This window comes from Geodermatophilus sp. SYSU D00663, assembly GCF_054050655.1.
On sequence record NZ_JBJGZT010000003.1, the window covers coordinates 175,564 to 192,974 of the forward strand.

Genomic DNA, 17,411 nt, shown 5'->3' on the forward strand with positions numbered 1-17,411 from the left:
GCCTGATACCGGTGGGCCACACTACGTGCCGTGCAGTTCGACGTGACGATCGAGATCCCCAAGGGCCAGCGCAACAAGTACGAGCTGGACCACGCCACCGGACGCATCCGGCTCGACCGGATGCTGTTCACCTCCACGCGGTACCCGGCCGACTACGGGTACATCGAGAACACCCTGGGTCAGGACGGCGACCCGCTCGACGCCCTCGTGCTGCTCGAGGAGCCGACCTTCCCCGGGTGCCTCATCACCTGCCGGGCCATCGGCATGTTCCGGATGACCGACGAGAAGGGCGGGGACGACAAGGTCCTCACCGTCCCGGCCACCGACCCGCGCATGGCCCACCTGCAGGACATCACCGACGTCTCGGAGTTCGACCGGCTGGAGATCCAGCACTTCTTCGAGACCTACAAGGACCTCGAGCCGGGCAAGTCGGTCGAGGGCGCCGAGTGGGTCGGCCGGGCCGAGGCCCAGGCCGAGATCGACGCCTCCATCAAGCGGGCCCAGGAGGCCGGCGGCCACTGACCGCCGCCCCCCTGGCCGTCCACCGGCCCTCCGAGCGCACGACGGACGACGCACGGCGGTGCACCCCCACGCGGGGTGCACCGCCGTCGTCGTGCCGGCGCCGGGTGTCGTGCAGGACGGCTCAGCGCCTCGTGTCGTGCAGGACGACTCAGCGCCTCGTGTCGTGCAGGACGACTCAGCGCCTCGTGTCGTGCAGGACGACGGTCAGGAACCCCAGCTCGCCGCGGTAGCCCTCCAGCCACTGCCGCCGGTGCGTGCGGGCGGCCTCCAGGGCCGCGGCGCGGTCCTCCCCGGTCGCCTCGGTCAGCGCCCACTCGGTGACCGCGCCGGTCCAGCACCACTCGTACTCGTCCCACTCGGCGAGCGTGGACAGGTGGCCGTAGCCGGGCTCGAAGCCGGCCCGGGTCGCCTCGGCCAGCAGCCCGGGCAGGTCCGGCAGCTCGCCGGGCTCGGCGCCGAGGCCGGCCAGCGCCGCCTCGCCGGGCCCGGCCTCCCAGAAGCCGTCGCCGAACAGCACCCGGCCGCCGGGGCGCAGGTGGCCGCGCACCGCGTCGAGGGTCCCGGCCGGCCCGCCGAAGACGTGCGCGGCGCCAATGCAGACGACGACGTCGAACCGCCCACCGCGCCAGGCCGCCGCGTCGGCCTCCACGAGGTCGACCCGGCCGACCAGGCCGCCGAGCGCGGCGCGGTCCCGGGCGGCGTCCAGGGCGGGGGCGGAGGTGTCCACGCCGACGCCGACGACGCCGGGGTGGGCGGCCACCAGCGGCAGCAGCCAGGCGCCGGAGCCGCATCCGAGGTCGAGCACCCGGCCGCCCTCGGGTGGGGCCAGCCGCGCGACCAGCCGGGCGAGGGCGTCGTCGGAGACGGGGGCCGCGACCGGGTGCCAGCGGTGGGCGACGGCGCTGAGGAAGGCTCTGTCCACGCCGGCAGTCTGGCGCAGCGCGCCGGGGTCAGATGAGGCCGCGGGAGCGCAGGTCGCGCAGCTCGGCGAACACCCGCCGGCGGATGAGGTCCTCGCGCTTCTCCCCCAGGCCCACGAAGCGCAGTGACAGCTCCGTGCGCTCGTCCTCGCGCGGGTGACGCCGGACGACCTCGGCCTTGGCCGACACCCGGGTGCCGTCCAGGTCCACGGTCACCGGGAGGACCGCGCCGACCTCCAGCGCCGCGCCCACCTCCCGCCTGCCGCCGAGGATGCAGCGCATGCCGCCCTCGCTGAGGTCCACGCTGGTCCCCGACAGGAGCACGTCACCGCTGCCCAGCTCGACGGGGACCGACAGCGGGCTGCGGACCGCGGCCCGCCGCTGACCGCGCGAGGCGGGGCCGACGACCCGCAGCCGCCAGGTCGGCGCGTCGCCGGTGCGGACCTCGACCAGCTCCACCGGCAGGGAGCGCAGCTCCTCGGGCCCCCGCCAGATGAGCTCCATGCGCTCGCCCACGTCGAGGCGGACGCGGCGCCGCGAGGCGTCCTCACCGACGCTGACGACGAGCTCGCCGCCCGTCGCCTCCTCGACGAAGCTGGTCAGCACGTCGTCCCGGCTGACCGCCTTCACGTCGAGCACGGCCCTGTCCTCGGGGTAGTCGACTCCCGGCGTCCCCATCGTCGCTCTCCTCGCTCACCTGGTCACCCACGTGACGCCGTCGGACCACCCGGCACGCGGCGGCTCCTCGCGGTCACGTTCCCCACTCCCATCGGCAGCGAGGGCACGGGACTCCAGTCGGGCGCGCCTCCTGCGGGTCCCCCCACCCCCGCCGGGTGAGGTGCCGGCGGGGCACGCCGACGGCCTCAGCCGGAGACGGGCACCCGCGGCCGCGGCACGTCGGCCGGCAGGACGGGGCCCGCGTGCAGCCGCTCCGCGAGCTCCCCGGCCGGGGCGGGCCGGCCGACCAGGTACCCCTGCACCCGGTCGCACCCGAGGGCGGTGAGCCGGCGGACCTGCTCGGCGGTCTCGACCCCCTCGGCGACCACGCGCAACCCGAGACCACGGCCCAGGCCGACGACCCCGGCCACGACCGGGCCGTCGCCGTCGGTCATCCCCGCCGTGAAGGAGCGGTCGATCTTGACCTCGGTCACCGGGAGCCGGCGCAGCTGCGTCAGGGAGGACCACCCGGTGCCGAAGTCGTCGACGGACACGCCGACGCCGAGCCCGCGCAGGCGCGCGAGGTGCCCGTTGCGCACCGCGGCCTCCGACAGCACCTGGCTCTCGGTGACCTCCACCGTCAGCGCCCGGCACGGCAGCCCGGTCTCCAACAGGACCGCCTCGACCAGGTCGGCGAAGTCGGGGGCGGCGAGCTGGAGCGGGGACACGTTGACGGCCACGTCCAGGTCGAGCCCCTCGCGCCGCCACCGCGCGACCGTGGCGCAGGCCTCGCGGAGGACGTGCGCGCCGAGGTCCCCGATCAGGCCGCCGGCCTCGGCGAGGGGGACGAACACGTCCGGGGGGACGGCGCCGAGCTCGGGGTGACGCCACCGGACCAGCGCCTCCACGGCCGCCACCCGCCCGCTGACCAGGTCGACCTGCGGCTGGTAGTGGACCTCGATCTCCCCGCGCGCCAGGGCGCCGTGCAGGTCGGTCTCCAGCCGCAGCTCGTGCGCCGAGGCGGTCCGCGTGCTGCGGCCGCCGTGCAGCCGGGCCTTGGCCCGCTGCAGGTCCTCGGCGGCCCGGGCGACGAGGTCCCGGGCCGACACCGCGGGCGCGTCCGGGGTGTCCGTCGCCGCCGCGCCGGTCACGAGGTCGACGAAGACGTCCTCGCCGGCCACGGTCACCGGGGTCGTGCAGGCCGCGGCGACCCGGTCCCCGAGTGCCGCGAGCCCCGTGGCCGCGACACCCGGGAGGGCGACGACGAACTGGTCACCGCTGTACCGGGCCAGCACGTCCCCCTCGCGCAACACCGACCGCAGCCGGTCGGCGACCTGCCGCAGGACCTCGTCGCCGGCCTCGTGACCGAGGCTCTCGTTGACCCTGCTCAGCCGGCTGACGTCGCAGAACAGCACCGCACAGTCGGTGGACCCGTCGTCGCGCGCCACGAGCTGCCGCAGGTGCGCCTCGAACGTCTCGCGGTTCGGCAGCCCGGTGAGGGCGTCGTGCGCGGCCCGCCACTCGACCTCCCCCGCCAGCCGGCTGTTCTCCAACGCCACGCCGGCGATGCCGGCCAGGCCCCACAGGCGCTCGACGAGCGGCTCGCCGAGCACGGCGGGCGGCTCCCGGTGCACCCAGTGCGCCAGCACGACGCCGACGAACCGCTTCCCGACGGCGATCGGCACACCGGCCATGGCGCGCACACCGAACTCCTCCAGGACGCCGCGCGCCCAGGATGAGCCCGAGGCGTCGACGAGCATCGGCCGGCCGTGCCGGACGATCTCGCACAGCTCCGGGCTCTGCGAGGTGTCGGTCGCGTAGCGGGCGATGCGGTCGGCCAGCTCGCCGCTCCAGCCGCTGGCCCCCGCGACCCGGACCGACTCCCCGCCGGACTCCCACAGGGCGACCGCCGAGCGGTCGGCCGAGGAGAGCACCGGCACCGCCTCGGCGACCGCCTGGGCGATCCGCTGCACCGACGGCTGGCCGGCGAGGGACCTCGCCACGGTGAGCAGCAGGCGGGCGGTCTCCTCGTGCTCCCGGGCCTCGGCGAGCAGTGCCGACGTCCGCAGACCCACGGCGGCGTGCCGGGCGAAGGCGGCCAGCACCGCCTCGTCCTCGGGGAAGAACGCCTGCCCCGGCCACAGGACGGCGGCGAGGACGCCGTGGGTCCGGTCGGCCGTGGCCACCGGCACGGCCAGCACCTCCGCGTCCCCCACCCGCTGGAGACCGGGCTGCAGGACGGTGTCGCCGAGGTGGTCCGCGACCTGCGAGCCGAGACCCCGGGCCCGGACGTGCCGGGTCCCGTCCGGCAGGCGGACGTCGAGCAGGTGGCCGGGGGCGTGCAGCGCCCGGTCCGCGCGGGACGTGATGCGGTCCAGGGTCTGCTCGAGGTCGGCACCGCAGACCAGGTCACCGACCGCGTCCTGCAGGATCGCCAGCCGCTCGTCGGACAGCAGCGCCGCGTCCAGGTCGGTCCGGGCCGCGGGCCGCCGGCGCCACGGTCTCCGCGAGGTCCTGCGCCGCGGCACCCAGCTCACCTCGTAGACGCACTCGGGGGCGCCGTCGACCTGGCAGGTCTCGTGCCGCACCTCCGCCGCGGGGAGCCCGAAGACGACGGTCACCTGCCGGAGCATCCCGGCGTTGTAGTCGCAGTCGACCCGGTTCGGGACGTTCGGCGGCAGGACCCGCCACCCCACGCGGGCGGCGCCGGGGTCCGCGCCGAGGCAGCGGAAGACCGTGGCGGTGTCCAGCCGGGTCGACACCCGCGACACCGAGCGCAGCACGGCCTCCGGCGAGCCCAGGGCCCGGACCACCGCCCGGAACGGCGCGAGCGCCTCGTCCTGCAGTGCGGCCTCCCCGAGGCGCAACCCGATCCGCGGGTCGCCGAGCTCGGTGGCCACCGCGTCCAGGAGCGCCGACTTGACCGCGTAGGGCACCCGGCCGTGCAGGCCCTCGAGCTCCGCCCGGCGGTCGCCCAGCCCGGACCGTGCCAGCACCCGGTCGGCCGAGCCGTCACCGCCGAGGTCGGCGGCCAGCCGCAGGACCAGTCGTGTGGTGAGTGTGGACGTGCCGGCGTCGTGGTGCATGGATCCCCCCTCCGGCGCCCTGTGGTCCCGGGCACCGACCGGGAGAGGTATCGACCGCTCCTGTTCCCCTTTTCAGTCCGCGGCTCCCGGTCCCCCCTCGAAGGAGAGGGGCCGGGGAGCTCCCCGTCAGGCGCCGACGTAGGCCGCGAGGTGCTCGCCGGTGAGGGTGGAGCGGGCGGCGACGAGGTCGGCGGGCGTGCCCTCGAAGACGACCCGGCCGCCGTCGTGGCCGGCCCCGGGACCCAGGTCGACGATCCAGTCGGCGTGCGCCATGACCGCCTGGTGGTGCTCGATGACGACCACCGACCGGCCGGAGTCGACGAGCCGGTCGAGGAGGGCGAGCAGGTTCTCGACGTCGGCGAGGTGCAGGCCGGTGGTCGGCTCGTCGAGCACGTAGACGGCCCCCTCGTCGGCCATCTGGGCGGCCAGCTTGAGCCGCTGCCGCTCGCCGCCGGACAGCGTGGTGAGCGGCTGGCCCAGGGTGAGGTAGCCGAGCCCGACGTCGGCGAGCCGGTCGAGGACCCTCGCCGCGGCGGGCGTGCGGGCCTCGCCGGACTCGAAGAACTCCCGGGCCTCGGCGACCGGCATCGCCAGCACCTCGCTGATGTCCTTGCCGCCGAGGTGGTACTCGAGCACCGAGGCGTCGAACCGCCGGCCCTCGCACTGCTCGCAGGGGGTGGCGACGCCGGCCATCATCCCGAGGTCGGTGTAGACGACGCCCGCACCGTTGCAGGTGGGGCAGGCGCCCTCGGAGTTGGCGCTGAACAGCGCCGGCTTGACGCCGTTGGCCTTGGCGAACGCCTTGCGGATGGGCTCCAGCAGCCCGGTGTAGGTGGCCGGGTTGCTCCGCCGCGAGCCGCGGATCGCGGTCTGGTCGACGGTCACCACGCCCTGCCGGCCCGCCACCGACCCGTGGACCAGCGAGCTCTTGCCCGACCCGGCCACCCCGGTGACGACGACGAGCACGCCGAGCGGGATGTCGACGTCGACGCCCTGCAGGTTGTGCGTGCGGGCGCCGCGGACCTCGAGCGCACCGGTCGGCGTGCGCACCGACGTCTTGAGCGAGGCCCGGTCGTCCAGGTGCCGCCCGGTCAGCGTGCCGCTGGCCCGCAGTCCCTCGACGGTGCCCTCGAACACCACCTCGCCGCCGGCGGTGCCGGCCCCGGGGCCGAGGTCGACGACGTGGTCGGCGATCGCGATCGCCTCCGGCTTGTGCTCGACGACGAGCACGGTGTTGCCCTTGTCCCGCAGCTGCCGCAGCAGGTCGTTCATCCGCTGGATGTCGTGCGGGTGCAGGCCGACGGTCGGCTCGTCGAAGACGTAGGTGACGTCGGTGAGGGCGGAGCCGAGGTGCCGGATCATCTTGGTGCGCTGGGCCTCGCCGCCGGACAGCGTGCCCGAGGGGCGGTCGAGGGAGAGGTAGCCCAGCCCGATCTCGACGAAGGAGTCCAGCGTCTCCCGCAGCGCCGTGAGCAGCGGGGCCACCGAGGGCTCGTCGAGGTCGCGGACCCACTCGGCGAGGTCGCTGATCTGCATCGCGCAGAGGTCGGCGATGCTGGCCCCGCGGATCCTCGAGGACCGGGCGGCCTCGCTGAGCCGGGAGCCGCCGCACTCGGGGCAGGTCGTGAAGGTGATCGCCCGCTCGACGAAGGCGCGGACGTGCGGCTGCATCGCGTCGACGTCCTTGGACAGCATCGACTTCTGGATCCTGGGGACGAGGCCCTCGTAGGTGAGGTTGATCCCCTCGACCTTGATCTTGGTCGGCGCGCTGTACAGGAGCGTGTCCAGCTCCCGCTCCGTGAACTGCGCGATCGGCTTGTCCATGGGCAGCCCGGCGCCGGCGAAGATGCGCCCGTACCAGCCGTCCATGCTGTAGCCGGGGACGGTCAGCGCGCCCTCCTCGAGCGACTTGCGCTCGTCGTAGAGGGCGGACAGGTCGATGTCGTTGACCCGGCCCATGCCCTCGCAGCGCGGGCACATGCCGCCGGTGATGCTGAACTCCCGGCGCTCCTTGACCTCGCGGCCGCCCCGCTCGACCTTCACCGCGCCGGCGCCGCTGATCGAGGCGACGTTGAAGGAGAACGCCTGGGGCCCGCCGACGTGCGGCTGCCCGAGCCGGCTGAACAGGATGCGCAGCATCGCGTTGGCGTCGGTGGCGGTGCCGACCGTGGAGCGCGGGTTGGCGCCCATCCGCTCCTGGTCGACGATGATCGCCGTCGTCAGGCCGTCGAGGACGTCGACGTCGGGGCGGGCCAGCGTGGGCATGAAGCCCTGCACGAAGGCGCTGTAGGTCTCGTTGATCAGCCGCTGGGACTCCGCGGCGATCGTGCCGAACACCAGCGAGCTCTTGCCCGAGCCGGAGACGCCGGTGAACACCGTGAGCCGGCGCTTGGGGAGCTCGACGCTGACGTCCTTGAGGTTGTTCTCCCGCGCGCCGTGCACGCGGATGCGGTCGTGGGAGTCGGCCGCGTGCGACCCGGACGCCTGCCGGCCGGTGCTGGTGGCGGTGCTCATCGTCTCTCCATCCGGTGGGCGCCGCCGTCGTCGGCGCGTTCGCTGTCTACCTGGTGGGGGTGACGGCCGGCACGGGGCGACGCCCGTCCGGCCGGCCCCGGGCGGGCGTCGTGCTCTCGGGACGGCGGGCGGCTCAGCCGGCCTCCTGGACGCGGACGAGGTTGCCCGCGGGGTCCCGGACGGCGAAGTCGCGGACGCCGTAGGGCTGTTCGGCCGGCTCCTGGACGACCTCGGCGTCGCCGGCCTGCAGCCGCTCGAAGGCGCCGTCGAGGTCCTTCGTGGCCAGGACGATGGAGGCGTAGGTGCCCTTGGCCATCATCTCGGTGATGGTGCGGCGCTCGTCGTCGGTGACGCCGGGGTCGGCCGCCGGCGGGTGCAGGACGATCGAGGTCGCGGGCTGGCCGGGCGGGCCCACGGTCAGCCAGCGCATCCCGCCGTACCCGACGTCGTTGCGGAGCTCGAAGCCCAGGGTGTCGCGGTAGAAGGCCAGCGAGGCCTCCGGGTCGTCGTGCGGGAGGAAGGTGTAGTGGATGGTGAGCTCCATGGCGGTCACGCTAGGGACGGCGTCCCCACCGGGGCTTCTCGATTCCTGACCGGTCGGGTGACCTGCTTGGCGACGCACGCCGGGATGCCGGCGGTGGACCCGGCCGCGAGGCGCCGGTAGGTGCTCGGCGGCATGCCGACCAGCTCGGTGAAGCGGGTGCTGAACGTGCCCAGCGACGAGCAGCCGACGGCGAAGCAGACCTCGGTGACGCTCAGGTCGCCCCGGCGCAGCAGCGCCATCGCCCGCTCGATGCGCCGGGTCATCAGGTACGAGTACGGCGACTCCCCGTAGGCGCGGCGGAACTCGCGGCTGAGGTGCCCGGCCGACACGTGCACGCCCCGGGCGAGCGCCTCGACGTCGAGCGGCTGGGCGTACTCCCGGTCGATCCGGTCGCGGACGCGACGCAGCCGCGCGAGGTCGCGCAGGCGCTGCTCGCCGGGTCCGGTGGCCACGGGCGGATCGTGCCAGAGCGGGACCACGGTCCCCAGGGACGACGCAGCGGCCCTCCCCGGGAGGGGAGGGCCGCTGGGTGGTGAGCCGCCTGTCGGAATCGAACCGACGACCTTCTCATTACGAGTGAGATGCTCTACCGACTGAGCTAAGGCGGCGGGCGTGCGGCGTCCAGAGTACGACACCGGTCCGCCGCGCCCGCGCAGGCCCGGCGGTCACGGGGTGGGCAGGCGCAGCGCCACGGTGAGCGCCTCGACGGCGACCTGCGGCTTCACGTTCTGCTCCAGCGCGGTGCGGCAGGCCAGGACGGCGTCGATCCGGCGCAGCGCGCCCTCGGCGCCGATCCGCCGGGCCAGCTCCTCGGCGTCGGCCCGCCGGTCGGGGTGCGACAGCACCGGCGAGTGCTCCCCCGCGGCGGCGAGCACCAGCGCGTCGCGGTAGAGCGCGGCGAGGTCGACCAGCGCGCGGTCCAGCGAGTCGCGGCCGAGCCGTGTGGCGCGGCTCTTCTGCCGCTTCTCGAGGTCCTTGAGCACCCCGGCACCGCCCCGGGCGGCGGCCACCCCCGGCCCCCGCGCGCCGACGCCGAGGCTGGCCTTGACCGCCTCGGTCTCCGCGTCGTCGAGGGCCGCGGTGGTCCGGTCGGACTCCTCCTTGGCGGCGCTGACCAGGTCGTCGGCCGCGGTGAGGCAGGCGGCCAGCGACACCAGCGACAGCGGGACGTCGAGCACGGCCTTGCGGGCCAGCCGCGCGTCCTCGTCGCGGGCCAGGTGCCGGGCCCGCCCGACGTGCCCGCCGGCCGCGGCCGCCGCCCAGGCCGCCAGCGCCGGGTCGATCCCGTCGCGCCGCACCAGCACGTCGGCGACCGCGTCGACCGGCGGCGTCCGCAGGCTCACGACGCGGCAGCGCGAGCGGATGGTGACCGGCACGTCCTCGGGGTGCAGGCTCGGCGCGCAGAGCAGGAAGACCGTCCGCGGGGGCGGTTCCTCGATCATCTTGAGCACGGCGTTGGAGGCCTGCTCGGTCATGCGGTCGGCGTCCTCGACGACGACGACCTGCCAGCGGCCCTGCGACGGCGCCCGCCCGGCCAGCCGGACCAGCTCGCGCGCCTCGACGACGCCGATCGACAGGCCCTCGGGGGCGACGGTCTGCACGTCGGCGTGGGTGCCGGCGAGCACCGTCCGGCAGGCGTGGCAGGTGCCGTCACCGCCGGCGGGGCACTGCAGCGCCGCGGCGAAGGCGCGCGCGGCCACCGAGCGGCCGGACCCGGGCGGCCCGGTGAACAGCCAGGCGTGGGTCATCGCCGCGGGCTGCGCGACGGCGGCCCGGAGCTCCGCGACCACCGCCGGCTGGCCGACGACCTCCGCCCAGACGCCGTCGGCCGTGCTCACGCCACCCTCCCCGGCATGAGCGCGCCGACCCGCTCGCGGACGGCCGTGGCGAGCTCGTCGGCGGGGCGCCGCGCGTCGAGCACGAGGTAGCGCCCGGGCTCGGCGGCGGCGAGGTCGAGGAAGGTGGCGCGGACCCGCTCGTGGAACTCCACCGACTCCGACTCCAGCCGGTCGGCGGCGGCGCGGCCGCGGGCGCGCGCCAGGCCCACCTCGGGCGGCAGGTCCAGCAGCACGGTGAGGTCGGGCACCAGGCCGCCGGTGGCCCAGGCCGACAGCCGCCGGACCTCGTCGAGGGCCAGCGCCCGGCCGGCACCCTGGTAGGCCAGCGAGCTGTCCACGTACCGGTCGGTGACCACCACCTCGCCGGCCTCGAGCGCCGGGCGGACCACCGTGTCGACGTGGTGCGCGCGGTCGGCGGCGTAGAGCAGCGCCTCGGCGCGCGGGGACAGCCCGGCGCTGGCCGGGTCGAGCAGCAGCGCGCGGATGCGGGCGCCGGGCGGCGTGCCGCCGGGCTCGTGGGTCACCCGGGCCGGCACCTCGACGAGGCCCAGCCAGTCGAACAGCCGCCGGACCTGGGTGGACTTCCCGGCGCCCTCCCCACCTTCGAAGGCGACGAACAGGCCGCGGCCGGGCAGGCGACCAGAGGCGTCGATCGGGGGCTCCCGGGGACTCGTGGAGGGTGGGCGTCGGCCGGTCCACGGTACCGGCCGGGGACGACGCTCCCGGGTCCTACGGTCGGCGGGTGAGCGCCGCCTGGGACCCCGCCGTGTACCTGCGCCACGCCGGTGAGCGGGCGCGGCCGTTCACCGACCTCGTGGCCCGGGTGGCCGCGCACGGGCCGCGCGAGGTCGTCGACCTGGGCTGCGGCACCGGGGAGCTGACCGCCTCGCTCGCGCGGCGCTGGCCCGGCGCGCGGGTGACCGGCGTCGACTCCTCCCCGGAGATGCTCGCCGCCGCGGCCGCGCACGCCGTCCCCGGGCGGGTGCGCTTCGTGCCCGGCGACGTCCGCGACTGGCGGCCGGACGGCCCGGTCGACGTCGTCGTCACCAACGCCGTCCTGCACTGGGTGCCCGGGCACGCCGACCTGCTCGTGCGGTGGGCCGCCGGCCTCGCCCCGGGCGGGTGGCTGGCGCTGCAGGTGCCCGGCAACCACCGCGCCCCGACCCACCGGCTGCTCGCGGCGCTGTGCGCCGCGCCGCGGTGGGCGCCCCGCCTGGCCGCGGCCGCTCCCCCGCCCGACCCGGTGCTCGACCCGGCGGGCTACCTCGACGTCCTCACGGCGGCGGGCCTGTCCGCCGACGTCTGGGAGACCACCTACCTGCACGTGCTGCGCGGCGCCGACCCGGTGCTGGGCTGGGTGCGCAGCACGGTGCTGCGGCCGGTGCTGGCGCTGCTCGACGACGCCGACGCCGCCGCGTTCACCGCCGAGTACGCGGCGGCGCTGCGGGCGGCCTACCCGGCGCGGCCGGACGGGACGACGGTGCTGCCCTTCCGCCGGGTGTTCGCGGTGGGCTCCCGGCCGGTCAGCGCGGGGTGAGCCGGTGGGCGTCGGTGCGGTAGGGCAGCTCGAGGACGTCGCGCCCGGCCGTGTCCGGGTGGGTGGCCAGCAGGTCGCGGATGCCGCCGAGGAAGGCGGCGCGGGCGTCGGGGGCCATCGTCGCCACGTAGCTGCGGGTGCCGATGCCGCCGACGACCTGCTCGGGCGGGACCCGCTGGACGATCCGCGACCGCGCGGTGGCGACGTCGGCGGGCAGCGCCGCGGCGAACGCGGCCACGACGCCCTGGTCGGCCTCGTGCCCGCGGGCCTCGGTGGCCAGCGCGGCGCCGAGCGCGGCGACCCAGGGGACGGTCTCGTCGCGGGTGTTCCACACGAACCCGACGACGCCGCCGGGCCGCAGCACCCGGCGCAGCTCCGCCGCGGCCGGCTCCGGGTCGAACCAGTGCGCGGCCTGGCCGGCGACGACGGCGTCCACGCTCGCGTCGGGCAGCGGGATCGCCTCCGCGCCGCCGACCTGCGCCGGGACGCCGGGGTGCCGGGCCCGCAGCTGGGCGAGCATCTCCGCCGACGGGTCCACGGCGAGCACCTCGTGCCCGGCGGCGGCGAGGACGTCGGTGAGCAGGCCGGTGCCGGCGCCCAGGTCGAGCACCCGTCGCGGCCGGTCCCCGAGCAGGAACGCCACCGCGTCGGCCGGGTAGCCCGGGCGCAGCGCGGCGTAGTCGGCGGCGACCGACCCGAACGACGTCCGCCGCTGCTGCCAGTCGGCGGGGTCGAGCGAGCCGGTCGCCGTCACGCTCAGCTCGCGGGGACGGCGTCGGACGCGGTCGCCTTCTCCGCCGTCTTCTTGGCCGCCGTCGTCTTGGCCGCCGTCGTCTTGGCCGCCTTCTTGGCGGTGGCCTTGGTGCCCGCCGTCTTCTTGGCCGCCGTCGACTTGGTCGCCGTCGACTTGGTCGCCTTCCTGGCGGCCTTCTTCTTCGTGGCGGCGGGCCGGCTGCGGCGGTCGGCGAGCAGCTCGGCGGCGCGGTCGAGGGAGATGGTCTCGACGTCGTCGCCCTTGCGCAGGCTGGCGTTGGTCTCGCCGTCGGTGACGTAGGGACCGAAGCGGCCCTCGCGGACCGTGATCTGGCCCTGGGTGACCGGGTCGGGACCGAGCTCCTTGAGCGGCGCGGCCGCGGCCCGCCGGCCCCGCTGCTTGGGCTGGGCGAACACGGCCAGCGCCTCGTCGAGGGTGACGGTGAACAGCCGCTGCTCGTCCTCCAGCGACCTCGAGTCGCTGCCCTTCTTGAGGTAGGGCCCGTACCGGCCGTTGAGCGCCTGGATCTCCTCGCCGTCGGGCGCGGTGCCCACGGTGCGGGGCAGGGTGAGCAGCTGCAGCGCCTGCTCGAGGGTCACCGTCTCCGGGGACATGGAGGCGAACAGGCTCGCCGTCCGCGGGCTGTCCTTGCTGCCCTCGGGGACCACGGTGGTGACGTAGGGGCCGTAGCGGCCGGCCTTGACGACCACCGGGTGGCCGGACTCGGGGTCGGTGCCCAGCTGCCGGTCGCTGGAGGGCGCGGCGAGCAGCTCGGCGACCTTCTCGCTGGTCAGCTCGTCGGGCGGCAGGTCCTCGGGGAGACTGACCCGCGGGCCGTCCTCGCCGCCGGCCTGCAGGTAGGGGCCGTAGCGGCCGACGCGGACCACGACCGGCTCGCCGGCCGGCCCGGTCGCCCGCAGCGGGATCGAGTTGACGCCGCGGGCGTCGATCTCCTCCAGCTGCTGGCCGATGACCTGCTTGAGCCCGCCGGAGGCCGCGATGCCGCCGGCGTGCCGGCCCTCGCCGCCGAAGTAGAACTCGGTCAGCCAGTCGACCCGGCCGAGCTCACCGGCGGCGATCTCGTCGAGCTCGTTCTCCAGCGACGCGGTGAAGTCGTAGTCGACCAGCGCGGCGAAGTGCTGCTCGAGCAGGTTGACCACCGCGAAGGCGGTGAAGGAGGGGACCAGCGCGGAGCCCTTCTTCCACACGTACCCGCGGTCCTGGATCGTCTGCATGATCGACGCGTAGGTCGAGGGACGGCCGATGCCCAGCTCCTCGAGCCGGGCGACCAGGCTGGGCTCGGTGTAGCGCGACGGCGGGGTCGTCGTGTGGCCCTTGGGCTCCAGCGACTGCGTGTCGAGCTGCTGGCCGCGCTCGACCCGGGGCAGCCGCCGCTCGGCGTCGTCGCTGCCGTGCTCGTCGTCGCCGGTCGCGGCGCCCTCGTCGCGGGACTCGACGTAGGCGCGCAGGAACCCGGGGAAGGTGATCGTGCGGCCGCTGGCGGTGAACTCGACCCGCTCGTCGGTGGTGCTGCGGCCGGCCAGCCGGATGCTCACGGTCTGCCCGACGGCGTCCGCCATCTGCGAGGCGACGGTGCGCTGCCAGATGAGCTCGTAGAGGCGGAACTCGTCGCGGGCGAGCTGCCCGGCGAGCTGGCCGGGGGTGCGGAAGGAGTCGCCGGCGGGGCGGATCGCCTCGTGCGCCTCCTGCGCGCCCTTGGCCTTCTTGCTGTAGCGGCGGGCCTCGGCGGGGACGTAGGCGTCGCCGTAGAGCTCGCGGGCCTGGGTGCGGGCGGCGTTGATCGCCTCGTTGGAGAGGTTGGTCGAGTCGGTCCGCATGTAGGTGATGTGGCCGTTCTCGTACAGCCGCTGGGCCACCCGCATGACCTGCGCCGAGGACCAGCCGAGCTTGCGGCCGGCCTCCATCTGCAGCGTGGAGGTGGTGAACGGCGCGTAGGGGCGGCGCCGGTAGGGCTTCTCGTCGACCCGGCTGACCGTGACCTGCCGGCCCTCGAGCCGGGCGGCCAGGCCCCGGGCGCCGGCCTCGTCGAGGTGGACGACGTCGCCGGTCACCTGCCCGGTGGCGGGGTCGAAGTCGCGGCCGGTGGCCACGCGGCTGTCGTCGACGCTGACCAGGCGGGCGCGCAGCGTCGTCGGCTCGCCCGCGTCGGCGCCGGCCCGGCCGGGGACGGCGAAGACGCCGTCGAGGGACCAGTAGTCGGCGGCGGTGAACGCCATCCGCTCGCGCTCCCGCTCGACGACGATGCGGGTGGCCACCGACTGCACGCGGCCGGCCGACAGCCGGGGCAGGACCTTCTTCCAGAGGACCGGGCTGACCTCGTAGCCGTAGAGCCGGTCGAGGATGCGGCGGGTCTCCTGCGCGTCGACCAGCGCGGTGTCCAGCTCGCGGGGGTTGGCCACGGCGCGGGCGATCGCCTCGGGGGTGATCTCGTGGAAGACCATCCGGCGGACCGGGACCCGCGGCTTGAGGGTGTCGACCAGGTGCCAGGCGATGGCCTCGCCCTCGCGGTCCTCGTCCGTCGCGAGGTAGACCTCACTGGCGTCCTTGACCAGCTGCTTGAGCCGGCTGACCTGCTGCTTGCGGTCGGGGCTGATGACGTAGAGCGGCTCGAAAGCGTTGTCGACGTCGACGCCCAGGCGGGCCCACGGGGCGCCCTTGTGCTCGGCCGGGACGTCGGCGGCGTTGCGCGGGAGGTCGCGGATGTGCCCGACGCTGGCCTCGACGACGTAGCCGTTGCCGAGGTAGCCGGCGATCTTCCCGGCCTTGGTCGGCGACTCCACGATGACCAGCGGGCGGCCGCCCCCCGCAGCAGCGGCCCGGCGGCGGGCGGGCGTGCTGGTGCCGCCGGCGGTCGTGGCGGCGGTCTGGCCGTTCTTCGCGGTCTTCGTGGGCACGGTGCTCCTGTCGGGTGGTGCTGGTCGCGGCAGCGCGGTGTGCGGTCTCGTCGTCACGCGGTGCGCCCCCTCGGCGGGCCACGGTAGGCCACGACGCCGGAACGCGACCGGCCGGCGACTGCGCGCGGGCGCGCCGTCACCGCCTCCAACGGTGCAGCGGCACCGCTGTTCCCGGCCTCCCCCGGGCGGGTTCCGGCCGCTCAGTCGCCCTCCTGGACCCCGGCGACCACCTCCCCGACCCCCGCGAGGGTCGGCCGGCCGGGGTCGAGGTACCAGGTGTGCCAGGTGTCCCAGTCGGCCGGCAGCGGCGTCGCCCCGAAGTCGTCGTCGCCGGTGTTCGCGCCGTGGACGTCGAGCGGCCAGGTGACGAGGTCCAGGGACGGCGAGGCCTCGTGGACCTCCGCCACCTCCAGGTCCGACGCCGGGCCGTCCATCCCGGGACTGCCGAGGAGGACCACCGCGTCGGCCGCCAACCGCCCGGGCTCCTCCGCGGCGCGGTCGACCACGACGGTCCCGTAGCTGTGCGCGACGACGGTGACCTGGGGCGGCTCGCCGCCCCGGACGGGGTCGGCCGCCCGCGCCGCCGCCAGCCCGGCCAGGTCGTCGGCCAGGGCCCGCCCGCCGGTCGCCGCCCGGCCCTCACCCCACGCCGTCGGGAACACGACGTTGCCCGGCGGGCGGTAGCCCAGCCAGGCGACCGTGGCCACCGAGGCGGCGGGGGCGGCGGCCCGGGTCGCGTCGGCGACCGCCCGCGCGTCGGCGCCCAGGCCGCCGAGGTCGTCGACGTCGTTGCCGACGCCGGGCACGTACACCGCGACGTCGTCAGCGGTGTCGAGGTCGCCGTGGACCACGGCCGCCAGGTGGTCGTCGAGGTCGAGACTCCACAGCTGCACCGGGCGGCCGGCCGCCTCCGCGCGCGCCAGTTCGGCCGCCACCGCCCGCGCGGTCTCCTCCGTGTCCCCGGACGGGTCGGCCAGCGCCCGCTCGAGCACCAGCCGGTTCGCCCGGTCCCGCGCCCAGGCCGGCAGGCCGTCCAGGTTCCCGACGAGCCGGGGGTCCACCGAGGTCACCAGCTCGCGCGCCCGGGTGGACAGCCCCGCCCACCAGGCCGCCACCGCCTCCGGCGACGTCCCCCGCACCGGCAGGCACGAGGGGATCCAGACCCCGTCCGCGGCGACGGCCGCCGCGAGGCCGGCGTAGTCCGGGGGCACGACTCCCCCGGCCCCTCCGATCCCGCCCAGCGGCGCTGCGGAGTCGGCCGCGCAGGCGGCGGCGCGGGCCGCCGCACGGAGGGCGTCGGCCGCCAGCCCGGCGACCCGCTCGGCCGCGGCGGCCTGCTCGGCGATCGCGTCGTGGTGTCCGGCCAGCGCCTCCGGCGTCGCGCCGGGCGGCGGTGCGGCCGGCGCCGGGAGGACGACCCCGCCGGCCTCGTCGAGGGTCACGCCGTGGGCGGCGGCCTCGGCCAGCGCCCGCTCGGCCAGGTCCTGCGCGGTGCGCGCCTCCCGGGCGGTGTCCTGCAGCCGGTCCAGCGACGCGCCGAGGGCGGTGGTCACCGCCGTGACGACCGCGGACACCTCCCCCAGCGCTCCCGCGGCGGCCCGTCCCGCGTCGCCGGACCAGCACTCGGCGGCCTCCAGGGCGCGGGCGACCGCCTCCGTCCGGGCGCGCCACCGCGGCAGCCGCTCGGTCACCGCCTCGAGCGTCCAGACGGCGCCGTCGAGGAGGGCGACGTCCCACCCGGCGACGGCCGCGAGGCCCGGGGCGCTCACCGGGCGCCCACGGGCAGCGCCGCCCGCGCCGCCAGCAGCCGGTCGGAGACCGCGGCGTCGGCCAGCCGGTAGGACCGCACCGCGTCGAGCAGGGCGGTGGCCGCGGCGTCGGTCCCGGAGACGAGGTCGGCGACGAGCGCGGCCCACATCCGCCCGGTCGTCCCGGCCCGGTCGGACACCCCGCCCGGCGCCGCCGTCGCCAGCGAGACCGCGGTCGAGGCGCACAGGTCGGCGTCGGAGGACAGCTCGGCGGCCAGGGCGGTGAGCTCCTCACCGAGCGCATGGACGGCGTCGAGCTGGATGGCGATGGCTACGGACAACGGCCCTCCCGGCGTCGGCGCCGGACCCGGGTGGG

Annotated in this window: 14 protein-coding genes and 1 tRNA gene; 2 read left to right on the forward strand and 13 right to left on the reverse strand. The window is 76.2% G+C overall.

The annotated features are described in order from the left end of the window. Positions 1 to 30: 30 nt before the first annotated feature. Positions 31 to 522 carry an inorganic diphosphatase gene (locus ACI79Z_RS03770; protein ID WP_387987239.1) on the forward strand — a complete coding sequence of 164 codons (492 nt, stop codon included), beginning with the start codon at positions 31 to 33 and terminating at the stop codon, positions 520 to 522. A gap of 175 nt (positions 523 to 697) precedes the next feature. On the opposite strand, the gene ACI79Z_RS03775 is transcribed toward ACI79Z_RS03770, so the two are convergent. The 9 genes from ACI79Z_RS03775 to tmk form a co-directional block, all read right to left on the reverse strand. Further along, positions 698 to 1,444, reverse strand: a complete 747-nt coding sequence (locus ACI79Z_RS03775) for an SAM-dependent methyltransferase (protein ID WP_456901729.1) — start codon at positions 1,442 to 1,444, stop codon at positions 698 to 700. Between the two features lie 28 nt (positions 1,445 to 1,472). Next, entirely contained in the window at positions 1,473 to 2,120 is a 648-nt protein-coding gene (locus ACI79Z_RS03780) for a PilZ domain-containing protein (RefSeq protein WP_387987245.1), read from the reverse strand. 185 nt (positions 2,121 to 2,305) lie between these two features. Beyond that, on the reverse strand, positions 2,306 to 5,185 hold the full coding sequence (locus tag ACI79Z_RS03785) for a putative bifunctional diguanylate cyclase/phosphodiesterase (RefSeq protein WP_456901730.1): 2,880 nt from the start codon (positions 5,183 to 5,185) through the stop codon (positions 2,306 to 2,308). 126 nt (positions 5,186 to 5,311) lie between these two features. Then, on the reverse strand, positions 5,312 to 7,699 hold the full coding sequence (locus ACI79Z_RS03790) for an ATP-binding cassette domain-containing protein (RefSeq protein ID WP_456901731.1): 2,388 nt from the start codon (positions 7,697 to 7,699) through the stop codon (positions 5,312 to 5,314). 133 nt (positions 7,700 to 7,832) lie between these two features. Then, on the reverse strand, positions 7,833 to 8,243 hold the full coding sequence (locus ACI79Z_RS03795; RefSeq protein ID WP_387987253.1) for a VOC family protein: 411 nt from the start codon (positions 8,241 to 8,243) through the stop codon (positions 7,833 to 7,835). A 5-nt stretch (positions 8,244 to 8,248) separates the two neighbouring features. Next, positions 8,249 to 8,695 carry a helix-turn-helix transcriptional regulator gene (locus ACI79Z_RS03800; protein ID WP_387987255.1) on the reverse strand — a complete coding sequence of 149 codons (447 nt, stop codon included), beginning with the start codon at positions 8,693 to 8,695 and terminating at the stop codon, positions 8,249 to 8,251. Positions 8,696 to 8,778: 83 nt separating this feature from the next. Beyond that, positions 8,779 to 8,851: transfer RNA gene (locus ACI79Z_RS03805), tRNA-Thr, on the reverse strand. Positions 8,852 to 8,908: 57 nt separating this feature from the next. Then, positions 8,909 to 10,081 carry a DNA polymerase III subunit delta' gene (locus tag ACI79Z_RS03810; protein ID WP_456901732.1) on the reverse strand — a complete coding sequence of 391 codons (1,173 nt, stop codon included), beginning with the start codon at positions 10,079 to 10,081 and terminating at the stop codon, positions 8,909 to 8,911. Further along, complete coding sequence (tmk, locus tag ACI79Z_RS03815) at positions 10,078 to 10,734, reverse strand: dTMP kinase (RefSeq protein WP_387987507.1); 657 nt, start codon at positions 10,732 to 10,734, stop codon at positions 10,078 to 10,080. The genes ACI79Z_RS03810 and tmk overlap by 4 nt, the downstream gene beginning before the upstream one ends. Before the next feature lie 89 nt (positions 10,735 to 10,823). Between tmk and ACI79Z_RS03820 the strand changes: the two genes are divergently transcribed. Further along, complete coding sequence (locus tag ACI79Z_RS03820; RefSeq protein ID WP_456901733.1) at positions 10,824 to 11,618, forward strand: trans-aconitate 2-methyltransferase; 795 nt, start codon at positions 10,824 to 10,826, stop codon at positions 11,616 to 11,618. On the opposite strand, the gene ACI79Z_RS03825 is transcribed toward ACI79Z_RS03820, so the two are convergent. The 4 genes from ACI79Z_RS03825 to ACI79Z_RS03840 form a co-directional block, all read right to left on the reverse strand. Next, complete coding sequence (locus ACI79Z_RS03825; RefSeq protein WP_456901734.1) at positions 11,605 to 12,372, reverse strand: class I SAM-dependent methyltransferase; 768 nt, start codon at positions 12,370 to 12,372, stop codon at positions 11,605 to 11,607. The genes ACI79Z_RS03820 and ACI79Z_RS03825 overlap by 14 nt on opposite strands. Positions 12,373 to 12,374: 2 nt before the next feature. Continuing rightward, entirely contained in the window at positions 12,375 to 15,287 is a 2,913-nt protein-coding gene (topA, locus tag ACI79Z_RS03830; protein ID WP_456901735.1) for a type I DNA topoisomerase, read from the reverse strand. A 200-nt stretch (positions 15,288 to 15,487) separates the two neighbouring features. Beyond that, positions 15,488 to 17,056, reverse strand: coding sequence for an alpha/beta hydrolase (locus tag ACI79Z_RS03835; protein WP_456901736.1), 1,569 nt, complete (start codon positions 17,054 to 17,056; stop codon positions 15,488 to 15,490). Then, entirely contained in the window at positions 17,053 to 17,376 is a 324-nt protein-coding gene (locus ACI79Z_RS03840) for a hypothetical protein (RefSeq protein WP_456901737.1), read from the reverse strand. The genes ACI79Z_RS03835 and ACI79Z_RS03840 overlap by 4 nt, the downstream gene beginning before the upstream one ends. Between the last annotated feature and the right edge of the window lie 35 nt (positions 17,377 to 17,411).